Here is a 19,397-nt window from a genome sequence, read left to right on the forward strand (position 1 = left end):
CGAATTTTAATCGTACTATTGTCAATGATATTGCAAACAACCTATTCCGTCTTTGTGGCAGATGATGACGACGACGACCGGTTCCTGATGAAAGTAGCCTTCGATGAGTACTGCCCGGAAGCTAAAGTCCAGTTTGCCATTGACGGTATCGATTTGATAACGGCTCTTCGGGATTCCTCGGCTCGCCCCTGTCTGATTATACTCGATTTGAATATGCCCCGTCTGAACGGCCTTGAGTCACTTCAGCTGTTACGTGCTTCTCCCACCTACATAAATACCCCGATTATTGTCTTCTCCACGTCAGATGATGAACTGGATAAAACGAACGCACACGCTAATGGAGCAAACGAGTACATTGTGAAGCCGGTTAATATGAGAGATTTAGCCAGTCTGATAAACAGGCTGAAAGGTGATTGGAATTTAGGCGAGTGCAACTGAACTGAATCAGGCAGGATAGGTATTAATTAAAAGGGGGAGTAAGTTATTGATAAACAATAACTTACTCCCCCTTTTAATCTGGTTATATTTTAACAGAATAGTCAGCGTACACGCGTCCAGGTCCGGGTTTTACCCAGGAAAGGCATGCCCATTACGTAGCCACGCATATCCAATGTGTTTTGGGTACTGAGCGTAACTTCGCAACCGTATGTTTTACCATCTTCGGGATTATAAATGTCACCATCGCCCCAAACGCCATTTCCTTTATAGGTCAGATTGGTCAGCATAACCAAGCCCATCAGGGGGCGGGTGCGGAGTTTTTCATCGGGGTTCAGGGCGTCAATTTTGGGTTTGTTCGAGCCCGGTTCTGTTGGTTCCAGCATCCAGACCAGTCTACCGTTGTACTTATTCCCCTGCTTATAAATCTGAACCTGATTCCGCTTCTTTGAACTGAGCCACTTGCCCAAAATAGCATCGGGGTCATCGGCTTTAGGGGTCATTGAGGTCAAACCAACACAAAGTATAAGTAAGAAAGCGACCGGGCGTAGTAAGTTCATAACGTAGTTTAAACAAATTGTTCAGTAATAACCCTGAAAAGTACAGGATACAATATAGACTAAAAAAGGGTAGTCAGGGTTTAAGCCCTGCCACCCTTCCTGAAATGCACGGAGGATGTCCGTATCGGGATGATTCACAGACTGCGGTAGATATAGAAGCTATTATCAGCCGCTTTATCTAACTCATTTCCTTGATGTTAACCCAATATAGTCCCGCAAATATCAGGCTGAAAAATACCCCGAATGAGGTGTTCAGGGCACCAAAACCGGCTAAAGAAACCGTTAGCACAAAACCAGCGACGATGCCCGCCAGGTACACCCAAAAACCAATCCGACGCAACCGAAACATGAGTACTGCACCGATTAAGGTCAGCAGGGAATACGTAAACTGAGCAATAGCCAGCGAGCGCACCTGCATTTGGTCAGGCGGTAAGGGGACATCGCCCGATGAGCGATCTTCAAAGTACTTTTTGGGCTCCTTGTCCGTATCGGTATTCTTCCGCTGGCCGGCTACATAGGGTGTTTCGGAGACCGCACTGGTTTGGAAGTAGGACACGACCGAATCGGCCAGGCCCCAGGCACAGCTAAGAAAGGTGAGAATACAGAGGAGGGTTAAGAACTGAGAACGCATATAATTAGGGAGAATAAACCTTATTTGCACAGCTAAGTTTTCGTACTACTACCAAAAGCCAAATCCAATGACCTTGCAGGAATTAACTGAGCAGATAAGAAACAAAGTTACGCATGCAGATGACATCAACGCTACGGTGAAAATTACAACCGACCAGGGCGTGGTGTATATCGACGGCAATCAATCGCCCGCCGTGGTTTCCAACGAGGACAAACCCGCCGATTGCGACTTGCAAATAACTATCGATAATCTGGTGAAGATGGGCAATGGCGACCTTAACCCCATGATGGCTGTGATGACGAAGAAACTCAAAATTGACGGCAATATGGGACTGGCCATGAAGATGGGCAGCATCATGGGGTGAAAACAAGGAGTGAGTTAGTGAATGAGCAACTGAATGAATAGATTGACTGTGCATACGCCTTTTAGTTACTAACTCACTCATCCCCATGCCCTCGCGCCGTAAGTTTCTCCAGAGCAGTGCCGTTGCGGCCACTGCCTTTTACATTGTGCCACGTCATGTGCTCGGTAAAGGCTACGTAGCCCCGTCCGACAAACTGAACATAGCCGCTGTAGGCTGCGGTGGTAAAGCTGATGTCAATATTCGGCTCGCCTACAACAAGGGTTCGGATAATTTTGTCGCCCTGTGCGACGTAGACGACCGGCAGTCGAAGAAGTTTCGTGCCCAGTTTCCGAATGCGCCCTATTTTCAGGATTACCGCGAGATGTTCGATAAAGCCGGTAAAACATTCGACGCCATTATCGTGAGCACGCCCGACCATATGCACGCGCCCATTGCCATGGCGGCCATGCAACTGGGCAAACACGTATACGTGGAGAAACCGCTGACGCACGACATTTACGAAGCCCGGATGCTCACCGAAGCGGCCCGCAAATACAAGGTCGTGACGCAGATGGGTAATCAGGGAAGCTCAGGGGATGCCACGCGAATTATCGAGACAGCCATTCAGAATAAACTGATCGGGCACGTGCATACCGTGTACTGCTGGACCAACCGTCCGGTATGGCCGCAGGGCGTTGCCTCGCCAAAGGACAAAGGAGAGTCGCAGCCGGTACCCCCCGAAGTAAACTGGCCACTCTGGCTAGGTACGGCCCCAACCCGCCCGTACCACGAAGCCTACATGCCAACGCGCTGGCGCGGGTACTGGGACTTTGGCACCGGGGCGCTCGGCGATATGGGCTGCCATTTTATGGATGTTCCCTTCCGGGCTCTGAAACTGAAATACCCTACATCGGTGGAGTGCAGCGTCGGCACGGTGTACAAAGATTTTTTTGAGGAAGCGTTCTTCGATGATAGCTGTCCACCCTCATCAGCCATCCATCTGACCTTTCCTTCAGAAGACAAAAAAGTAAAAGAAATCAAATTTTCGTGGTTCGATGGCGGCATCCGGCCACCACTCCCCGAAGGGGTAGCGTACGATGCTATGTTCCGGGACATTGACGGAGGGATGCTGTTTATCGGGACAAAAGGAATGCTAACCGGTGGCCTGTTCGGTAATGACCCCAAACTGTTTCCCATTGAGAAGTTTAGCGATAAAGACCTGCCAACACCCGAAAAACCACTGGTAGAAGGCAAAACGGAAGGCCACCAGCAGCAGTGGGTTAAAGCCTGCAAACAGGGCTATGGGGCGTACACTTCTTCCTCTTTCGACCAGTCGGGGCCACTTACCGAAACGGTTCTGATGGGGAATCTGGCCACACGCTCGTACCTGGCCCGTGAAAACGGGAAATTCCCCGGCCGGAAAAAACTCCTGTGGGATGGGGACACTATGAAAATCACCAACTTCGACTACGCCAATCAGTTTGTGAAGCGGCAGTACAACGGCGGTTATACGCTGTAATGGGCCGAACCGGTAGGGGAGAAGCTTACTAAACCAGCGCTTCACGTCTGTTTCTCCCATGCTTCGTTTGATCCGTTGTTCTGAATAAATTCCTACATTAGTGGTACCTCAGACCCCCCTAATGAGACTTCTCTACCAACGAATTTTATACGTCCTGAGCAGCGCCCTACTCGTTTCCTCCCTCACGGCACAACCGTTGAGCAGGCAGCCTGCTGTCGGTCTGTCCGCTCGTAGCGAACGTATTTCGTTGGAAGGGAAAATGGATTATTGGCTGGATTCTGCCCATACCGGCACCCTTACCGATATAATCAGCCCGACGGGCCGGGTTGCTTTCAATCCGGTTATATCTCCCGTTCCCAACTTTGGTGTTGTTACAGGCACACAAGTAGCCATGCCTATCTGGCTGCGATTCCGGACGCAGAATTCCGCTGGCCAGGTACAATCCTGGCTGACCGAGATCGATTTCTGGTGCTTCGATGAACTACAGCTTTTTGTGGTCGATGCCCGGAACCGGGTCCTGTCCACATCGCGAACCATTGGCTGGAAAACCCCGGCCGATCAGCGTATGCTATCGCACCGGCACTTCTGGTTCCCGTTCGCCGTTCCGGCCGGACAAACCGTAACGGTCTATCTGCGGGTTATCAAGCACCGGGGGGCGCAGGTTATTCCCGTTGACCTCGTTCGGGAATCTGCTTATGCCCACACCGTTCAGAAAAGTTACCTGTATTGGGGTGGCGTATTGTTTACGCTGGCTTTTGTGGCCCTGATGAGCCTGATTTTCTTCCTGACTACGTTCGACCGAATTTATTCGAAATACATTTTCTGCTTGTTGGGGTTGGTGGGTTTCTTCTTCATCAACGATGGGTTTATGAATCAGTTTGCTTTTCAGGAGCAATTCTGGATGCCCCGGCAGAATGTTTATTTCCTTTTTCCACTCATTCTTTTCTACTCCCAGCTCACCTTTGTCCGGACGTTTCTAAACCTGAAAAATACGCCTTCCCACCGCTGGCATACCGTCGGGAAGGTGGTTCTCTGGGGCGGCATACTATGCCTGGTTTCACTAACGGCCGAGTGGTTCTTTCCCCTGACTCCCACTACGGAACTGATTTTAGTGCGGCTTTTTACCTCATTCTATTGGTTGCCTTTACCCGTAATTGTCGCCTATATCATTATCAACATTGTTCGGCGGTATCGCGTGCAGGAGGCCCTGCTGTATCTGGTGGCTATTTCGCCCTTTTATTCGCTGAATTTTGCCCTCGTCTTCGCCAACTTCGGTTTGATGCCCACCTACCACCCCATTGCCAACTTTACCTACTACGCAGCAGCAGCTCTGTTTGAAGTACTGGTTTTGACTATCGGGCTTGCTTATCGGTATAAAATAGACCGCGACCGAACCGAACAACTGATCAAAGCAACTACGGTTCAGCAACAGCGGGCCTACGAAGCCGAGGTGCAGACCCTGGCCCTGAAAAATAGTTTGCTAATCGAAAAAGAACGCATTGCCCGCGATTTGCACGACAATGTGGGCGCTCATCTGGCGTTTATCGTAACCAACCTGACTCACATCAGCGACCAGGCCGAAAAACAGCCTGTTCAGGAAGGCAAACAATGGGCCAGCCGGTTGCGTACCATTGTGACCCATACCCGCGAAGCCGTTAAACTGCTGCGCGAAACCATCTGGGCCATTCACCAGGAGAGCTTCACGGTCGAAGAATTCTCGGACCGGCTCAATCAATATATCAACCGCTATTTCCATGATACGGACGGCCTGCATGTTGATGTACTGGTAACGGGTTCACAAACCCAGCGGCTTAGCTCGACTCAGGTATTGAACCTGTTCCGAATTGTGCAGGAAGCCCTTACCAACGTGGTCAAACACGCGCAGGCTACAGCCGCTCACGTACAGTTGGAGGTTAATGCATCGGGGCACATAAACTTACAGGTACGCGACAATGGCCGGGGCTTCACGTGGGCCAACGGAGCGCCTTCAGCCCAGCATTACGGCCTTGAAAATATGAAGACCCGAGCGCAGGAATTAGGCGGTACGTTTCGGATTTTTGCCGATAACGGAACCACGGTGGAGGTAGCCGTATAAGGATACTTTACGTAAATCGTTACGGCTTTTTTCCCCGTTTCGGGTAACACATCCGGGTGATGGTTGGTTGTTTATACAATCACTAACCCTATGAACACAACAATTATTGACCAGCGGACACTGGGTGTTACGTACAACTCAGACCGGACAAACGTGCGGGTGTGGGCACCAATGGCTCAATCGGTAGCCTTGCATCTTTGCCAGCAGGATATAAAAATTCCGCTCCAAAAGGATGGTCCGTACTGGCACACAATTACCGAACAAGTTAAGCCCGGCGATGTCTATAAATTTATCCTGAACAATACCCTCGAACGGCCTGATCCGGCTTCGCTAGCGCAACCGGAGGGCGTACACGGCCCCTCGCAGGTGGTTGATACGGCGGGTTTTGTCTGGTCGGATACCGACTGGCAAAATATACCGCTGGATGACTACCTGATGTATGAACTACATACGGGTACGTTCTCGATCGGGGGCACCTTTGCCGGGATTGAAGAGCGGCTGGATTACCTGGTGGAGCTGGGCGTAAACGCCATCGAAATAATGCCGATAGCCCAGTTTCCGGGTACGCGCAACTGGGGTTACGATGGGGTGTGTCCGTACGCGGTTCAGAACTCTTACGGTGGAGCGGCTGGTCTGCAAAAATTAGTAGATGCCTGCCACCAGCGCGGCCTGGCCGTAGTGCTGGATGTAGTCTACAACCATGTAGGCCCGGAAGGGAATTACCTGAATGACTTTGGCCCTTATTTTACCAAAAAACACCAGACCCCCTGGGGCGACGCCCTGAATTTCGATGATGACTACAGCGACAGCGTGCGCCAGTACTTCATTGAAAATGTGCTGATGTGGCTTCGGGACTTTCATATCGACGCACTCCGGCTGGATGCCGTTCATGCCATTCGTGACACCAGTGAAGTGCATTTGCTGCGGGAAATGAAAGAGCGTGTCGATGAACTGATGGCGCTGACGGGCAAACAACATTACCTGATAGTGGAGTCGGATTTGAACGAGACCCGCTTTATTAAGCCTATGTCTGAGGAGGGATACGGTATGGATGCCCAGTGGAATGATGAATTTCACCACGCGTTGCGCGTTACGGCCGGGGGCGAACGAAACGGCTATTACGCCGATTACAATGGTATTCAGCATCTGGCTAAAGCGTACAAAGATGCGTATGTATACGATGGTACAACGATGCACCCGCGGGCCCGAATCCTAGGCAAATCAACGGCGGGTCATGCGGGGCGGCAGTTTGTGGTTTTTACCCAGAACCATGACCAGATTGGCAACCGGATGCTGGGCGAACGACCAAGCCAGTTGGTAAGCCCCGAAATGAAGAAACTGATGGCTGGTGCTGTTATCAGCAGTCCCTATCTGCCCATGCTGTTTATGGGCGAAGAGTGGGGCGAGTTGAATCCGTTCCTGTACTTTGTGAGTCATTCCGATTTACCCCTCATTGAAGCCGTTCGGCAGGGGCGTAGAAAGGAGTTTGCCGCCTTCCACGGGCCGTTTGCAGCACCAGACCCGCAGGATGTAGAAACATTCGAACGCTCCAAACTGAACTGGACACGGGTTACGCAGGAGCCACACCAAACCATTTTTCGCTATTATCAAACCCTATTGGCCCTGCGCAAACAATCGTCATTACGTCACCCCAACCGCGAGTCGGTAGCGGTGGTGGTGGACGAAGAACGAATGACGTTGACCCTATTTCGCCAACACGCCGGGGAACTGGCAGGTCAGCAGGAAGAAACAGTAATCTGTCTGATGAATTTTTCGAAAGAAGTTCAGCAACTTACCCTGCCCGCTGGTGAACGATCCTGGCGTAAACTGCTCGATTCAGCTGACTCCCAGTGGAATGGCCCGGCGGCTGCTCCCACGGTTGTGGCCAGTAACCACGAACACGTTAGCGTCCAGCCCGAATCAATTCTGATCTACACAAACAAATAAGATGTATAATCCGATTTCTACGTACCGGTTTCAGTTCAACAAAGATTTTACGCTTACCCACCTTGATGCCTTGTTGCCTTACCTGCAAAAGTTAGGCATCAAAACCGTTTACGCATCGCCCATTTTTACGGCAACACCCGGGAGTTCGCACGGCTACGACAACGTCGATCCCACACGCATCAATCCGGAAATAGGCACCCAGGAGCAACTTAGCGCCATCAGTGGACGGTTGCGGGAATTGGGCATGGGCTGGTTGCAGGATATTGTGCCCAACCACATGGCTTATCATCCTGACAACGTCTGGCTGATGGATATGCTGGAGAAAGGGATGTTCTCACGCTTCAGCCAGTTTTTTGAGACCGCTTTATCCAGCTCATTCTTTCAGGGTCGCATTATGGCACCGTTTCTGCCGGAATCCCTGGACGATACGATGCAGGATGGCAAACTAACCATCGACTATGACGACTCCCGCTTCGTACTCAAAGTAAGCGGAAACGTGCTACCGATAAAGCCAACATCGTATACAACGGTTTTACAGGCTACGGCCATCCCACAAAATGACGCCATAAAACAACTTCTGGCTGAACTGGATCGACTTCAGTACACCGACGAGCCGAAGGAATATGCACTTGCCTGGGATGAGGTACGATTGCAGCTGGCATCGCTGGTTAATACGCCATTGATTGAGGAATACCTAAGGGATTGTTTACGGGTACTTAACGCCGACGTGACCCGGTTGCGTCCGATTGTCGACGAGCAGCATTACCGATTCTGTACTGAGCCAGAATCCCGTCAGGAAATGAATTACCGCCGTTTTTTCACCATCAATGGCCTGATTTGCCTGAACATGCGCGACGAAACAACTTTTCAGCATGTGCATGCCCTGACGAAAAATCTGGTCGACGAATCTGTATTCCAGGGACTACGCATTGACCATGTCGATGGGCTGTTCGACCCGACGCAGTATCTTCAGCAATTGCGCAACCTGGTGGGAGAGGAAACTTACATCGTCGTGGAGAAAATCCTGCACGACAATGAAGACCTGCCCAAGTCATGGCCCATAGAAGGAACATCGGGCTACGATTTCCTGGCGATGGTGAACAACATGCTGACCAACGGTGATAGTGAAAAGGCGTTTGTGGATTTTTACCATCAGTTAATCGGGTCAGACACGTCCCTGCAAGACCGTATCCGCTATCGGAAATCGTACTTTCTGGCGCAGTACATGGGTGGTGAACTCGGCAATCTGTACCACTATTTTCTGGCCATGAATTTGGCCGATGAGCCCGACGTCGAAATTCTGAAAGCGGGCGAACTGAAGTTTGCCATTGGCGAGTTACTGGTCGAGTGCCCCGTTTATCGGTACTATGGTAAGCAGTTTCCGTTGCCGGACGAGGAGGCTACCGTTATCCGGAAACTGCTTAAAAACATCCGGCAGAACAACCCGACCATCGAAACGGCCGTTAACGTGCTGGAAACGGCGCTGATAAACAAGCCCCCGGTGGCCGACGCGGATTATAACGAGCGGGCACTGCGTTTTTACCAGCGACTGATGCAGTTTTCGGGACCACTGATGGCAAAGGGAGTGGAGGATACGCTGATGTATACCTACAACAGTTTCATTGGGCATAATGAAGTGGGTGATTCGCCGGAGCGGTTCGGCATGTCGGTTGATGCGTTTCATCGGGCCATGCAATCCCGGCAGGAGCACTGGCCACTGGCACAGAACACTACGGCTACCCACGATACCAAACGGGGTGAAGATGTGCGGGCGCGGCTCAACGTACTGACGGATCTGGCCGATGAGTGGCTACCGGAAGTGCAGCACTGGCAGCAACTGACCAGTGCCGTAAGGGGCGAACTGGACTGCAATGATGAATACCTGATTTACCAGAACCTGCTGGGGGCGTACCCCATGCCGGGGCAGTATGAGGACGACTTTCCGAACCGGTTTCGTCTGTATCTGGAGAAAGCGTTTCAGGAAGCCAAGCGACATACGACCGGCTGGGCTATTGACGAAAGCTACCACGCAGACATCCGGGCCTTCACCGATTATATACTGGATAAAAAAGGTCCCTTCTGGGCACGTTTTCAGGTATTCCAGCAGGAAATAGCCGATTTCGGAGTGGTCAATTCGCTGGCACAGGTACTGCTGAAACTTACCTGTCCTGGTGTGCCCGATGTGTATCAGGGAAGCGAAGGCTGGGACCTGAGCCTGGTTGATCCCGATAACCGCCGACCGGTTGACTATGCCAGGCGACAACAGTGGCTGGACGAGTTTGCCGGGGAAGTATCCGCAGACCGTCTGGACGATTTATGGGAAAATCGATTCGACAGCCGTATAAAATTATGGCTGACTCACCAGCTCCTGCGTGAGCGGCAACAGAATCCCACCCTGTTTGCCAAAGGGCAGTACATCCCTCTGGCCGTACAAGGAGAGTACGCTAAACACATCATCGCCTTCGCCCGCCAGCACGAGCACGACTGGGAGGTGGTAGTTGCCCCCTTGCACACGGCACAACTATGCCGCCAACAGGGTACCGACATCCGCTCCCTCGACTGGAAAAACACCCAAATCCTGCTACCCGACAGCGCACCAGATATGTGGACCAACCAGCTAACCGGCGCAACGGGTAACGGTAAGAAGATTTCTATACAGACACTACTGGAAAAACTTCCGGTAGCGTTGCTGCGTCTGGGGTAAATGTGCCTTTTCGATTACGTACACGAAAGCCGACTTCTATTCAGGAGTCGGCTTTCGTGTTTAAGTCGCGCTACCGGCTCAGGTACAGGTTTCGTTCAGAATATACCTGCTGGAAATAATCGTCGGTGAGGTCGTCGATGAAATAGATTCCCTCCCCGGTCGATTTCATTTCCGGGCCGAGTTCTTTGTTAACGTTTGGGAATTTGTTGAACGAGAAGACCGGAATCTTGATTGCATACCCCTTTTTGACGGGCTTGAAATCGAAGTCCTTTACCTTTTTGTCGCCCAGCATCACTTTTGTGGCGTAGTTAACGTACGGCTCCTGGTAAGCTTTGCAGATAAACGGTACGGTGCGACTGGCCCGTGGGTTGGCTTCGATAATATACACCTTTTCGTCTTTGATGGCGAACTGGATGTTAATCAGCCCAACGGTTCTCAGGGCAACGGCAATCTTTCTGGTGTGTTCCTCAATTTGACGAATCACATCATCGCTCAGGTCGAAGGTGGGTAGTACGGCGTACGAATCACCTGAGTGGATACCCGCCGGTTCGATGTGCTCCATGATACCGATGATGTACACATCTTCCCCATCGCAGATAGCGTCAGCTTCGGCTTCGATAGCGTTTTCCAGGAAGTGATCGAGCAGGATGTTATTGTCAGGAATATCCTGCAAAATTTTCATCACGTGTTGCTCCAGTTCCTCTTCGTTAATCACGATTTTCATGCTTTGTCCACCCAGCACGTAGCTTGGGCGGACCAGCAGCGGGAAGCCCAGTTCCCGCGACAGTTCGATGGCTCCTTCGGATTCCCGAACGGTACCGAATTTTGGGTACGGAATATCCAGGTCGCGCAGCAGGCCCGAAAAACGGCCCCGGTCTTCGGCCAGGTCGAGCGCATCCCAACTCGTACCAATGATTTTGATACCGTAACGAGTCAGTTTCTCCGCCATTTTCAGCGCCGTTTGGCCACCCAACTGCACGATGACTCCTTCGGGTTGTTCGTGCATGATAATGGCGTGAACGTGCTCCCAGAATACCGGCTCGAAGTACAATTTATCGGCAATGTCGGGGTCAGTCGAAACCGTTTCCGGATTGCAGTTAATCATAATCGTTTCGTACCCCGCTTCTTTAGCCGCCAGCACGCCGTGTACGCAGGAATAGTCGAACTCGATGCCCTGCCCGATGCGGTTTGGCCCTGAACCAAGCACGACAATTTTTTTGCGGTTGCTCCGAATCGACTCATTACCGGGCAGGTCGGAAACGGGTTCGGGCCGGTCCTGCGTAATGGGCAGCTGGTTATTAAAGGTTGAGTAATAATAAGGCGTCTGGGCCTCAAATTCAGCCGCGCAGGTATCCACGCATTTGAACACCCGCCGGATGTTGTGGTCCTGCCGGAAGTTGTAAATCTTGCTTTCTTTTACCTGGAGCAAATGCGCCAGCTGCCGGTCGGCGTATCCTTTCTGCTTGGCAATGCGCAGGAGTTCGGGGGGGAGGTCTTCCAGATCGTACTGCTGGATTTCACGCTCCAGTTCAATCAACTCCTCAATCTGGTGCAAAAACCAGGGGTCAATTTTGGTGAGTTGCTGGATAGTACGGAAGGACATCCCCGCTTTAAATGCATCGTAAATATGAAACAACCGGTTCCAGCTTGGGTGTTGCAGACTCTCGGTCAGGGCAACGCGGTCGGTTAGTTCGCGGCCATCGGCACCCAGCCCGTTGCGCCGGATTTCGAGGCTCTGACAGGCTTTTTGCAGGGCTTCCTGAAAGTTTCGGCCAATGCCCATCGCTTCGCCCACCGATTTCATCTGCAGGCCCAGGGAGCGGTCTGCACCCGGAAATTTGTCGAAGTTCCAGCGGGGTACCTTTACGATGACGTAATCGATAGCCGGTTCAAAGAAAGCCGAAGTAGTACCCGTAATGGGGTTCATCAACTCATCCAGGTTATACCCGACCGCCATTTTGGCCGCAATCTTGGCAATGGGGTAACCCGTTGCTTTGGAGGCCAAAGCCGATGAACGACTCACCCGGGGATTCACTTCAATGACAATGATATCGTCGGTTTGTGGATTAACCGAAAACTGAATGTTACACCCCCCCGCAAACTGCCCGATACCACTCATTACGGTAATGGATAAGTCGCGCATTTTCTGGTACAACGTATCGGGCAGGGTCATGGCCGGGGCCACCGTAATACTGTCGCCGGTATGGATACCCATCGGGTCGAAGTTCTCGATGGAGCAGATGATGATGAAGTTGCCGTTGTTGTCGCGCAACAGTTCCAGTTCATATTCTTTCCACCCCATTACGCTTTGCTCCACCAGTACCTCATGGACCGGCGATGCGTGTAAGCCATGCGTAAGGGCTTTGTCGAACTCTTCGGGTGTGTTCACGAATCCCCCCCCCGTACCGCCGAGCGTAAACGACGGTCGGATGACGAGTGGGAAACCAATTTCCTGCGCGATTTCCTTGCCTTCTAGAAATGACCGGGCCGTGCGGCCTTCGCAAACACCCGCGCCAAGCTGGAGCATAAGCAGGCGGAATTTCTCCCGGTCTTCGGTCGTTTCGATGGCCTTGATGTCTACCCCGATAATCTGCACGTTGTACTTGGCCCAGATGCCCACTTTCTCGCAGTCGATAGCCAGGTTAAGGGCCGTTTGGCCGCCCATCGTTGGCAATACTGCGTCGATAGGACGCCCCATTTCCTGATGTTTCTTCAGGATTTCGACGATGGATTTCTTCTCTAGTGGCAGCAGGTACACGTAATCGGCGTTGATAGGGTCGGTCATGATGGTGGCCGGATTGGAATTGATCAACGATACTTCGATACCTTCTTCCCGAATAGAGCGGGCGGCTTGGGAGCCGGCATAATCGAACTCACAGGCTTGCCCGATAACAATGGGGCCGGACCCAATAATCAGAACGGAACGGATATTCGTGTTTTTAGGCATTTTTCAGCGGGACAATGAACCGCACGGGCGGTCCCGAATGACTAGTAGTTCGACTGTAGTAACTGATAGTCGACAGACTTTCAGGTGGTCAAAAATCCTGCAAAATTAGGATTTTGTCAGGGAACGAAAAAGGAGAACGGTATAATAAAACGGGATAATCAGGATTATCGCCCCCAACGGAATTCTTTTGCAGGGGTTACATCGTTGAATCAGGTTCATACCTGTGTAGAATTATCGGGTTACCGGACTGCCGCATTTCTCAGACAGAAACCGTTAATTTACCCGTTGGAGAATAAGGGGCTGTTGTAATAAGCTCGATATAGTCTTATTTTTGATTATTCTATTTTTGGTATACGCTAACGTTTATGAATCGTCCTTACCTGTTGTTGCTCGTGTGTGCCGTGGTTAGCTCTCTGGCTGTTACGTGTGTGCGCGATTACCCGTCCACAGACCCTTACAAAGCACCCCCAGTTCCTAACCCGCCATCGGGTGGGCTGCCCAGCCAGTCTCAACCTTCCGCGCAAAAACGGCTGTATCTGGACAATGACAAGATTCGGGTCGGTATCGACCTCAACGCGGGTGGGGCCATAACATACCTATCGGAGGCTGGCACTACCGTAAACATGGTCAACAACAATGATCTGGGACGGCAAATTCAGACGTCGCTTTACGCCGGGCCTTACCCCTACAGTATAAATGGAAAGCAACCTGTTTACGAGTGGCGGAACCTGGGCTGGAACCCCGTTCAAACGGGTGATTACTACAACCATCCATCCGAGATTGTTAGTTACCAGCAGACGCAGAATACCATTTACGTCAAAACGATTCCCCTAATATGGCCTTTGTTCAACGAACCTGCCGACTGTGTGATGGAGCATTGGATGGAACTGAAAGGGAACACGATTCATGTTCGCAGCCGACTTACCGTGAACCGGGCCGACACCACGCAGTATGAATCCCGAACGCAGGAGGCTCCCTGCGTGTACCTGAATGGTCCTTACTACCGCTTCGTTACCTACGGTGGTGCCAGTCCCTTTACAAATGGTACCGTATCCGAATTTACCGACCGGGATGTCATAAACCGCTTTGGCAGCGAAAACTGGATTGCCTTGCTAAATGTCGATGGGCGGGGTGTAGGCATCTACAAACCCAACGAAGTTCGTTTTGCGTCGGGCGGTTTTGGTACAAACCCCCGGTCGGGTGGGGAATTTGATGTGTCGTCAGGTTACATCAACAGCCAGCCCTTTCTGCTCATCGACCACAACGGAGTTCATGAGTTTGAGTATACGCTGGTAGTCGGTAGTCTGAACGATATCCGGCAGTTTGCCTACGCGCAGCCCCGTCCACCCACTGGCCCGACCTACAAGTTTACCAATGACCGGCTGGGTTGGTACTTCGTGAACACCCGCGACCAGGGATGGCCCGTACGGGGGGAGATGGTGGTTCGTTGGTACCGGGCGGATTCGACAAAGAATGATTTCCGGGTTATCAGCCCGCTTTCGTTCTGGAGGTCGACCGATGTGTCAAAAATTTACCTGGACGCAGCCTTTCAGACTAAAGGGACGGTAGCCCGGCTCTCCTGGCGAAAATTTGATGAAGTCGACTTCTTTGATGTTCCGGACCGGTACGTTGATTTTCCCATTGTAGGTGATGGACAGTACCGTACCTACGAAATAAATACCAGTCAACTAGGGGGTTGGGACGGGATAATTACGCAGATTTCGTTTAAAAGCCCCGGTAGTCAGAATCAGTTTGAAAAAGGTTCGGTACTGCGCCTTCGGGGTGTAACGGCGTCGAAGTAGGAAACCGATTTCTGATACGGTTTCTGTAAACAATTCGTTTTCCCCGGAGTTATACGGTTAGTTTTTTCTCAATTTAACGACTTCAACTAGCATGATTACGAATAAAGAAATTGTCGACGACCTGAACGATCTGGTAAAAATTAATAATGATCGCATGCAGGGCTACGAGAAAGCCATCGAAGACAACGAAGATCCACAGCTGGATGATCTGTTCCGGCATTACGTCATTCAAAGCCAGGGTTTCCGGAGCCAGTTGGCCGACCATATTGTGCGAATCGATGGGCAGGCCGTATCCGATGCTACTTCTACGGACGTATCGAGTAAACTGCACCGCGCCTGGATCGATATTAAATCAGCTCTAACCGGCAAAGACCGCGATACTGTTTTGAGCTCGGTTGAGTTCGGCGAAAGTGCCGCTGTGGAAGCGTATGAAGATGCTATCGAAAATGATAACATTCCTGCTTACATCAAAGAGGATTTGCAGAAGCAGCTATCAGAACTAAAAGCGAGTTACGCTAAAATTAAGTCGATGACGGCTTAATGCCGTTCCAGTACATAATTGAACCGGGGGCTGATACCAGTAAAATGGTCTATCAGCCCCCGGTTCAATTATGTACCAAAGCAGAATGATTACTTCGGTAATGGCATGTCCTGAAAATCCTCTTCGGTAAGTGTAATGGTGGCAGCCTGGACGTTTTCTTCCAGGTGCTTTACCGACGATGTACCGGCAATTGGCAACATAACGGGTGACGCTGCGAGTAACCAGGCCAGCGCAATCTGATAGTCGGTTGCACCATGCCGGGCGGCTACTTTTTTAATCGCTTCCTCGGCACTTACATTACCGGCATTCAGTGGAAACCAGGGAATAAAGGCTATGCTATTCTGTTCGCAGTATTTCAGCACGTCATTCCATTTCTGCTCGCCAAAATTGTACATGTTCTGCACTGACACGACCTCGAAGTATTTTTTTGCTTCCTCAATCTGGTCGATACTCACTTCCGACAAACCGATGTGCCGGATTTTTCCCGCTTCCTGGGCTTCCTTCAAAAAACCAAGATACTCATCGGTAGGTACCTGCGTGTCAAACCGATGCAGTTGATACAGGTCAATCTGGTTTAATCTTAGCCGTTTCAGGCTACCGTTGAGGGCTTCTTCCAGGTGTTTCCGGCTTCCGTCAACTGGCCATTGATTGGGGCCGGTGCGCAGCAGTGCCCCCTTAGTGCCAATAACCAGACCGGTTGGGTAAGGGTAAAGCGCTTCGGCGATGAGTTCTTCCGAAACATAGGGACCGTAACTGTCGGCCGTGTCGATAAAGTTTATACCTAAATCCAGGCAGCGTTTCAGCACACGAATGGCCTCATCGTGGTCTTTGGGTGGCCCCCAGATACCATCGCCAGTCAGGCGCATGGCTCCGTAACTCATCCGGTTAACGGTCATGTCGCCAAGGGTAATGGTACCGGCAGTTTTAGCGGGTTGTTGTTCAGTAGATTGCATACGTGTTTTTGATTGAATCCGTAAGAAACGGGATACAGGACCCCGCTACTCAGTTCTAGTAACAAACAGAAACCCGCTTTTGTATGTTAAGACGCGTTAAGTTTTCCTTCACCGCTTCTCAATGCCATCCAGCACCCGTCGAATTACGTTAGCGCGTTGCATAAATTCCAGGGAAGTCGCCACGTCCTGATTGTCTATTACCTGCTTAAATTGTTGTAGAAACTCAATGTAAGCCGTGAGGGCATCAGAAACATTTGTCCGGTTCTGATCGAAAATGGGGGCCCACATCTGCGGAGAACTTTTGGCCAGTCGCACTGTTGAGCTAAAGCCCGTGCTGGCCATATCGAAAATGGTTTGCTGGTCTTTTTCTTTTTCCAGTACCGTCAGGCCCAGGGCAAATGCGCTGATATGACTCAGGTGCGACACATACGCCAGGTGCAGGTCATGCTCTTGCGGAGTCATGTAAAACAGTTTCATACCAATATCCCGGAACAGGCTTTCGGCCATGGTTACGGAATCGGGCAGACTTTTCTCGCGGGCGCAGATGATGAGGTTTTTACCGGGTAGCAACTCCCGGAAAGCAGCACCCGGACCGGAGTTTTCGGTGCCGGCCATGGGGTGAGCCGCTACAAACTGCGCCCGTTTGGGGTGGGCATCTGCTACGGCACAGATTGTTTCTTTAGTAGAGCCTAAATCCAGCACGGTTGCGCCCGGCGGCAGGTGGTCCAGTACCGTAGGCAGCAGGCTGATGATAATGTTTACGGGCGTGGCCATGATAACCAGCGTACTTTGTGCAATCGCTTCCGGAAGCGGCATCACCTCGTCCACAATACCTTTTGCCAGGGCCAGTTGTCCGTTCACGGGCGACGCATCGACACCAATAAACCGCATTTTTGGATACTTTTCGCGAACGGAGAGGGCAAACGAGCCGCCAAGGAGGCCAACACCAATAATGGAAATAGTCATAGCATTATTCGTTTTACTGCTTCGTTAATTCGTTCTTCACTCACGCACAGGGATACCCGCACGTACCGGCTGCCTTTCGGGCCGAAAATGAAGCCCGGTGCAATGAAGACGTGTTTTTGCAGGAGCAACTCATTCACGAAACGCTCCGCGGAGTTGACCGAGTCGGGGAGTTTTGCCCAGATGAACAGCCCTTCCTGATCGGTGGTGTAGGTGCAGCCCAGCGCATCCAGAAAGGCGTGAACGGCGTCCAGCCGACCCTGATAGACGGCGTTGCGTTCGCGATGCCAGTCGTCGGAGTTGGCTAAGGCTTCGGTGGCTGCATCCAGAAGGGGCTTGAATTGTCCGGAATCAATGTTGCTCTTGATGGTGAGTACGGCATCCACATAGGGTTTTGCGGCTGCCATCCAGCCCATGCGCCACCCTGCCATGTTGTGTGACTTGCTCAGTGAATTTAGTTCGATTGCCACTTCCTTCGCCCCGTCGATAGAAAGCAGACTGATGGGGGGCTTCTTGTTCAGAATCAGGCTGTAAGGATTGTCGTGACAAAGTAGCAGTTCATGGTCGTGCGCAAACCGAACGGCCTGTTCAAACAGCGCTTTGGTAGCGGGTGCCCCGGTGGGCATGTGCGGATAGTTCAGCCAGATGATTTTTGTTCGTTTTTCCGACCCATTATCCATAACTAAATCAGCCATCGCCTGCCAGTCGGGTTGCCAGCCCTGATGTTCCAGCAAGGGGTATTCCAGCACGCTGGCACCCACCATCTGGCTAACGGCCCGGTAAGCGGGGTAGCCCAGTTCGGGAACCAGTACGCCATCCCCTTCATTCAAAAAGGTCAGGGAGAGGTGTGTAATACCTTCTTTCGAGCCTATCAGGGGTAATATTTCCGTGTCGGGGTTCAGCGTGACGCCGTACGTATGACTGTAAAACCGGGCAATAGCCTGCCGAAGGGGCGGGGTACCTTTGTACGGCTGGTAGCCATGCGAGGTAGGTTGCTGGGCCGACCGAATCAGGGTGTCGATAGTGTTGGCCGAAGGCATCATATCCGGATTGCCAATTCCCAGATTGATAATGTCATGACCGGCTGCCTGCAGTTGGCGGACTTCGGCCAGTTTGACGGAGAAATAGTACTCCTGCGTTTGATTCGCGCGGTGGGCAAGGGGAATAATCATAATGTTAACAGGTATTTCAGTAACGGAGCCAGATGAAGTGACTGCATCATCTCTCCGTTTTCAATAATGGCCATAGTCCGTTCGGGAGAAACGACATGGATGGTAATTTCTTCCGTGATTTCCAGGTGCTGGGGTTTTAATTTCTGAACGCCCGTTGCCAGAAAGGAATAGGTCAGGTTGGCGTGCGTGCCGGGATTGGCGGAGAGAGTCATCAGGGGTTCCCATTCGCCACCACCAAAACCCGTTTCTTCCAGTAGTTCGCGCTGAGCTGACACCAGTGGGTCTTCGCCGGGGTCAATAACGCCCGCGCAAAGTTCGTAGTGAACACCGGCAATGCCATGCCGGTACTGCCGAATCAGAACCAGCTGCTTATCGGTCGTAACGGCCACTACATTTACCCAATTGGGGTATTCGAGAATAAAGTAATCAGGAATAACGCCACCGCCTTCCATACGGATAGCATCTTTGCGAACGGTAAACCAGGGCAGTTGATGAATGTATTCAGAGGATTCAACCTGCCAGGGTCGGGGATCATTGTCGGGATTCATGCCGCAAAGGTAACGAGACCGGATGGACTAATGTATCGGGGAAGCCTACGTATTGTTCCCCCTTCTGGCACAGCTAACCCTGTTTGCCGGTTCGATAGGAGTGACAGGCAGTTACCATCAGGCCAGATATAATAGCCCCGCAAAATACGGCTGAAATCAGGGCTTTTTTGCTGGGCCCATATTAACCGCGCCGTCCAATTCGTTGTAGAGTGGACTTTTGCCGCTTTACCTTTGGTT

15 protein-coding genes are annotated in these 19,397 nt (G+C 51.5%); 8 read left to right on the top strand and 7 right to left on the bottom strand.

Annotated features, from left to right (window positions below; all coding sequences use genetic code 11):
* Positions 1 to 24: 24 nt before the first annotated feature.
* Entirely contained in the window at positions 25 to 438 is a 414-nt protein-coding gene (locus B156_RS28760; protein WP_018618181.1) for a response regulator, read from the top strand.
* Between the two features lie 101 nt (positions 439 to 539).
* On the opposite strand, the gene B156_RS0103180 is transcribed toward B156_RS28760, so the two are convergent.
* Positions 540 to 995, bottom strand: a complete 456-nt coding sequence (locus B156_RS0103180; RefSeq protein ID WP_026260565.1) for a DUF2147 domain-containing protein — start codon at positions 993 to 995, stop codon at positions 540 to 542.
* A 178-nt stretch (positions 996 to 1,173) separates the two neighbouring features.
* A complete protein-coding gene (locus B156_RS0103185) occupies positions 1,174 to 1,626 on the bottom strand; it encodes a hypothetical protein (RefSeq protein ID WP_018618183.1) in 453 nt (150 codons plus the stop codon).
* Positions 1,627 to 1,693: 67 nt separating this feature from the next.
* Here B156_RS0103185 and B156_RS0103190 point away from each other — a divergent pair, with 67 nt between their 5' ends.
* The 5 genes from B156_RS0103190 (at position 1,694) to treY (ending at position 10,234) form a co-directional block, all read left to right on the top strand.
* A complete protein-coding gene (locus tag B156_RS0103190; protein WP_018618184.1) occupies positions 1,694 to 1,990 on the top strand; it encodes an SCP2 sterol-binding domain-containing protein in 297 nt (98 codons plus the stop codon).
* Between the two features lie 85 nt (positions 1,991 to 2,075).
* Complete coding sequence (locus tag B156_RS0103195) at positions 2,076 to 3,488, top strand: Gfo/Idh/MocA family protein (RefSeq protein WP_018618185.1); 1,413 nt, start codon at positions 2,076 to 2,078, stop codon at positions 3,486 to 3,488.
* 121 nt (positions 3,489 to 3,609) lie between these two features.
* Positions 3,610 to 5,583, top strand: a complete 1,974-nt coding sequence (locus B156_RS0103200; protein ID WP_245563677.1) for a sensor histidine kinase — start codon at positions 3,610 to 3,612, stop codon at positions 5,581 to 5,583.
* 90 nt (positions 5,584 to 5,673) lie between these two features.
* A complete protein-coding gene (treZ, locus tag B156_RS0103205; RefSeq protein WP_018618187.1) occupies positions 5,674 to 7,530 on the top strand; it encodes a malto-oligosyltrehalose trehalohydrolase in 1,857 nt (618 codons plus the stop codon).
* 1 nt (position 7,531) lies between these two features.
* The gene (treY, locus tag B156_RS0103210; RefSeq protein ID WP_018618188.1) at positions 7,532 to 10,234 is read left to right on the top strand and encodes a malto-oligosyltrehalose synthase; all 2,703 of its coding nucleotides are present in this window, start codon (positions 7,532 to 7,534) and stop codon (positions 10,232 to 10,234) included.
* 70 nt (positions 10,235 to 10,304) lie between these two features.
* On the opposite strand, the gene carB is transcribed toward treY, so the two are convergent.
* Positions 10,305 to 13,181: a carbamoyl-phosphate synthase large subunit gene (gene carB / locus B156_RS0103215; RefSeq protein ID WP_018618189.1), complete on the bottom strand. Its 2,877-nt coding sequence runs from the start codon at positions 13,179 to 13,181 to the stop codon at positions 10,305 to 10,307.
* Positions 13,182 to 13,546: 365 nt separating this feature from the next.
* On the opposite strand from carB, the gene B156_RS0103220 reads away from it, so the two are divergent.
* Positions 13,547 to 14,983: a hypothetical protein gene (locus tag B156_RS0103220; RefSeq protein ID WP_018618190.1), complete on the top strand. Its 1,437-nt coding sequence runs from the start codon at positions 13,547 to 13,549 to the stop codon at positions 14,981 to 14,983.
* A 91-nt stretch (positions 14,984 to 15,074) separates the two neighbouring features.
* Entirely contained in the window at positions 15,075 to 15,524 is a 450-nt protein-coding gene (locus B156_RS0103225; RefSeq protein ID WP_018618191.1) for a ferritin-like domain-containing protein, read from the top strand.
* A gap of 89 nt (positions 15,525 to 15,613) precedes the next feature.
* Here the strand turns inward: B156_RS0103225 and B156_RS0103235 are convergent, their stop codons facing one another.
* The 4 genes from B156_RS0103235 to B156_RS0103250 form a co-directional block, all read right to left on the bottom strand.
* Positions 15,614 to 16,477, bottom strand: a complete 864-nt coding sequence (locus tag B156_RS0103235) for an aldo/keto reductase (protein ID WP_018618193.1) — start codon at positions 16,475 to 16,477, stop codon at positions 15,614 to 15,616.
* 108 nt (positions 16,478 to 16,585) lie between these two features.
* The gene (locus tag B156_RS0103240; protein ID WP_018618194.1) at positions 16,586 to 17,443 is read right to left on the bottom strand and encodes a prephenate dehydrogenase; all 858 of its coding nucleotides are present in this window, start codon (positions 17,441 to 17,443) and stop codon (positions 16,586 to 16,588) included.
* Positions 17,440 to 18,612, bottom strand: coding sequence for a pyridoxal phosphate-dependent aminotransferase (locus B156_RS0103245; RefSeq protein WP_018618195.1), 1,173 nt, complete (start codon positions 18,610 to 18,612; stop codon positions 17,440 to 17,442). The genes B156_RS0103240 and B156_RS0103245 overlap by 4 nt, the downstream gene beginning before the upstream one ends.
* Positions 18,609 to 19,160 (bottom strand): NUDIX hydrolase, encoded by a 552-nt coding sequence (locus B156_RS0103250; protein WP_018618196.1) that lies wholly within the window; start codon positions 19,158 to 19,160, stop codon positions 18,609 to 18,611. Before B156_RS0103250 ends, B156_RS0103245 begins: the two co-directional genes overlap by 4 nt.
* Between the last annotated feature and the right edge of the window lie 237 nt (positions 19,161 to 19,397).

Origin of the sequence: Spirosoma luteum DSM 19990, assembly GCF_000374065.1 — a bacterium.
Classification (GTDB): Bacteria; Bacteroidota; Bacteroidia; order Cytophagales; family Spirosomataceae; genus Spirosoma; species Spirosoma luteum.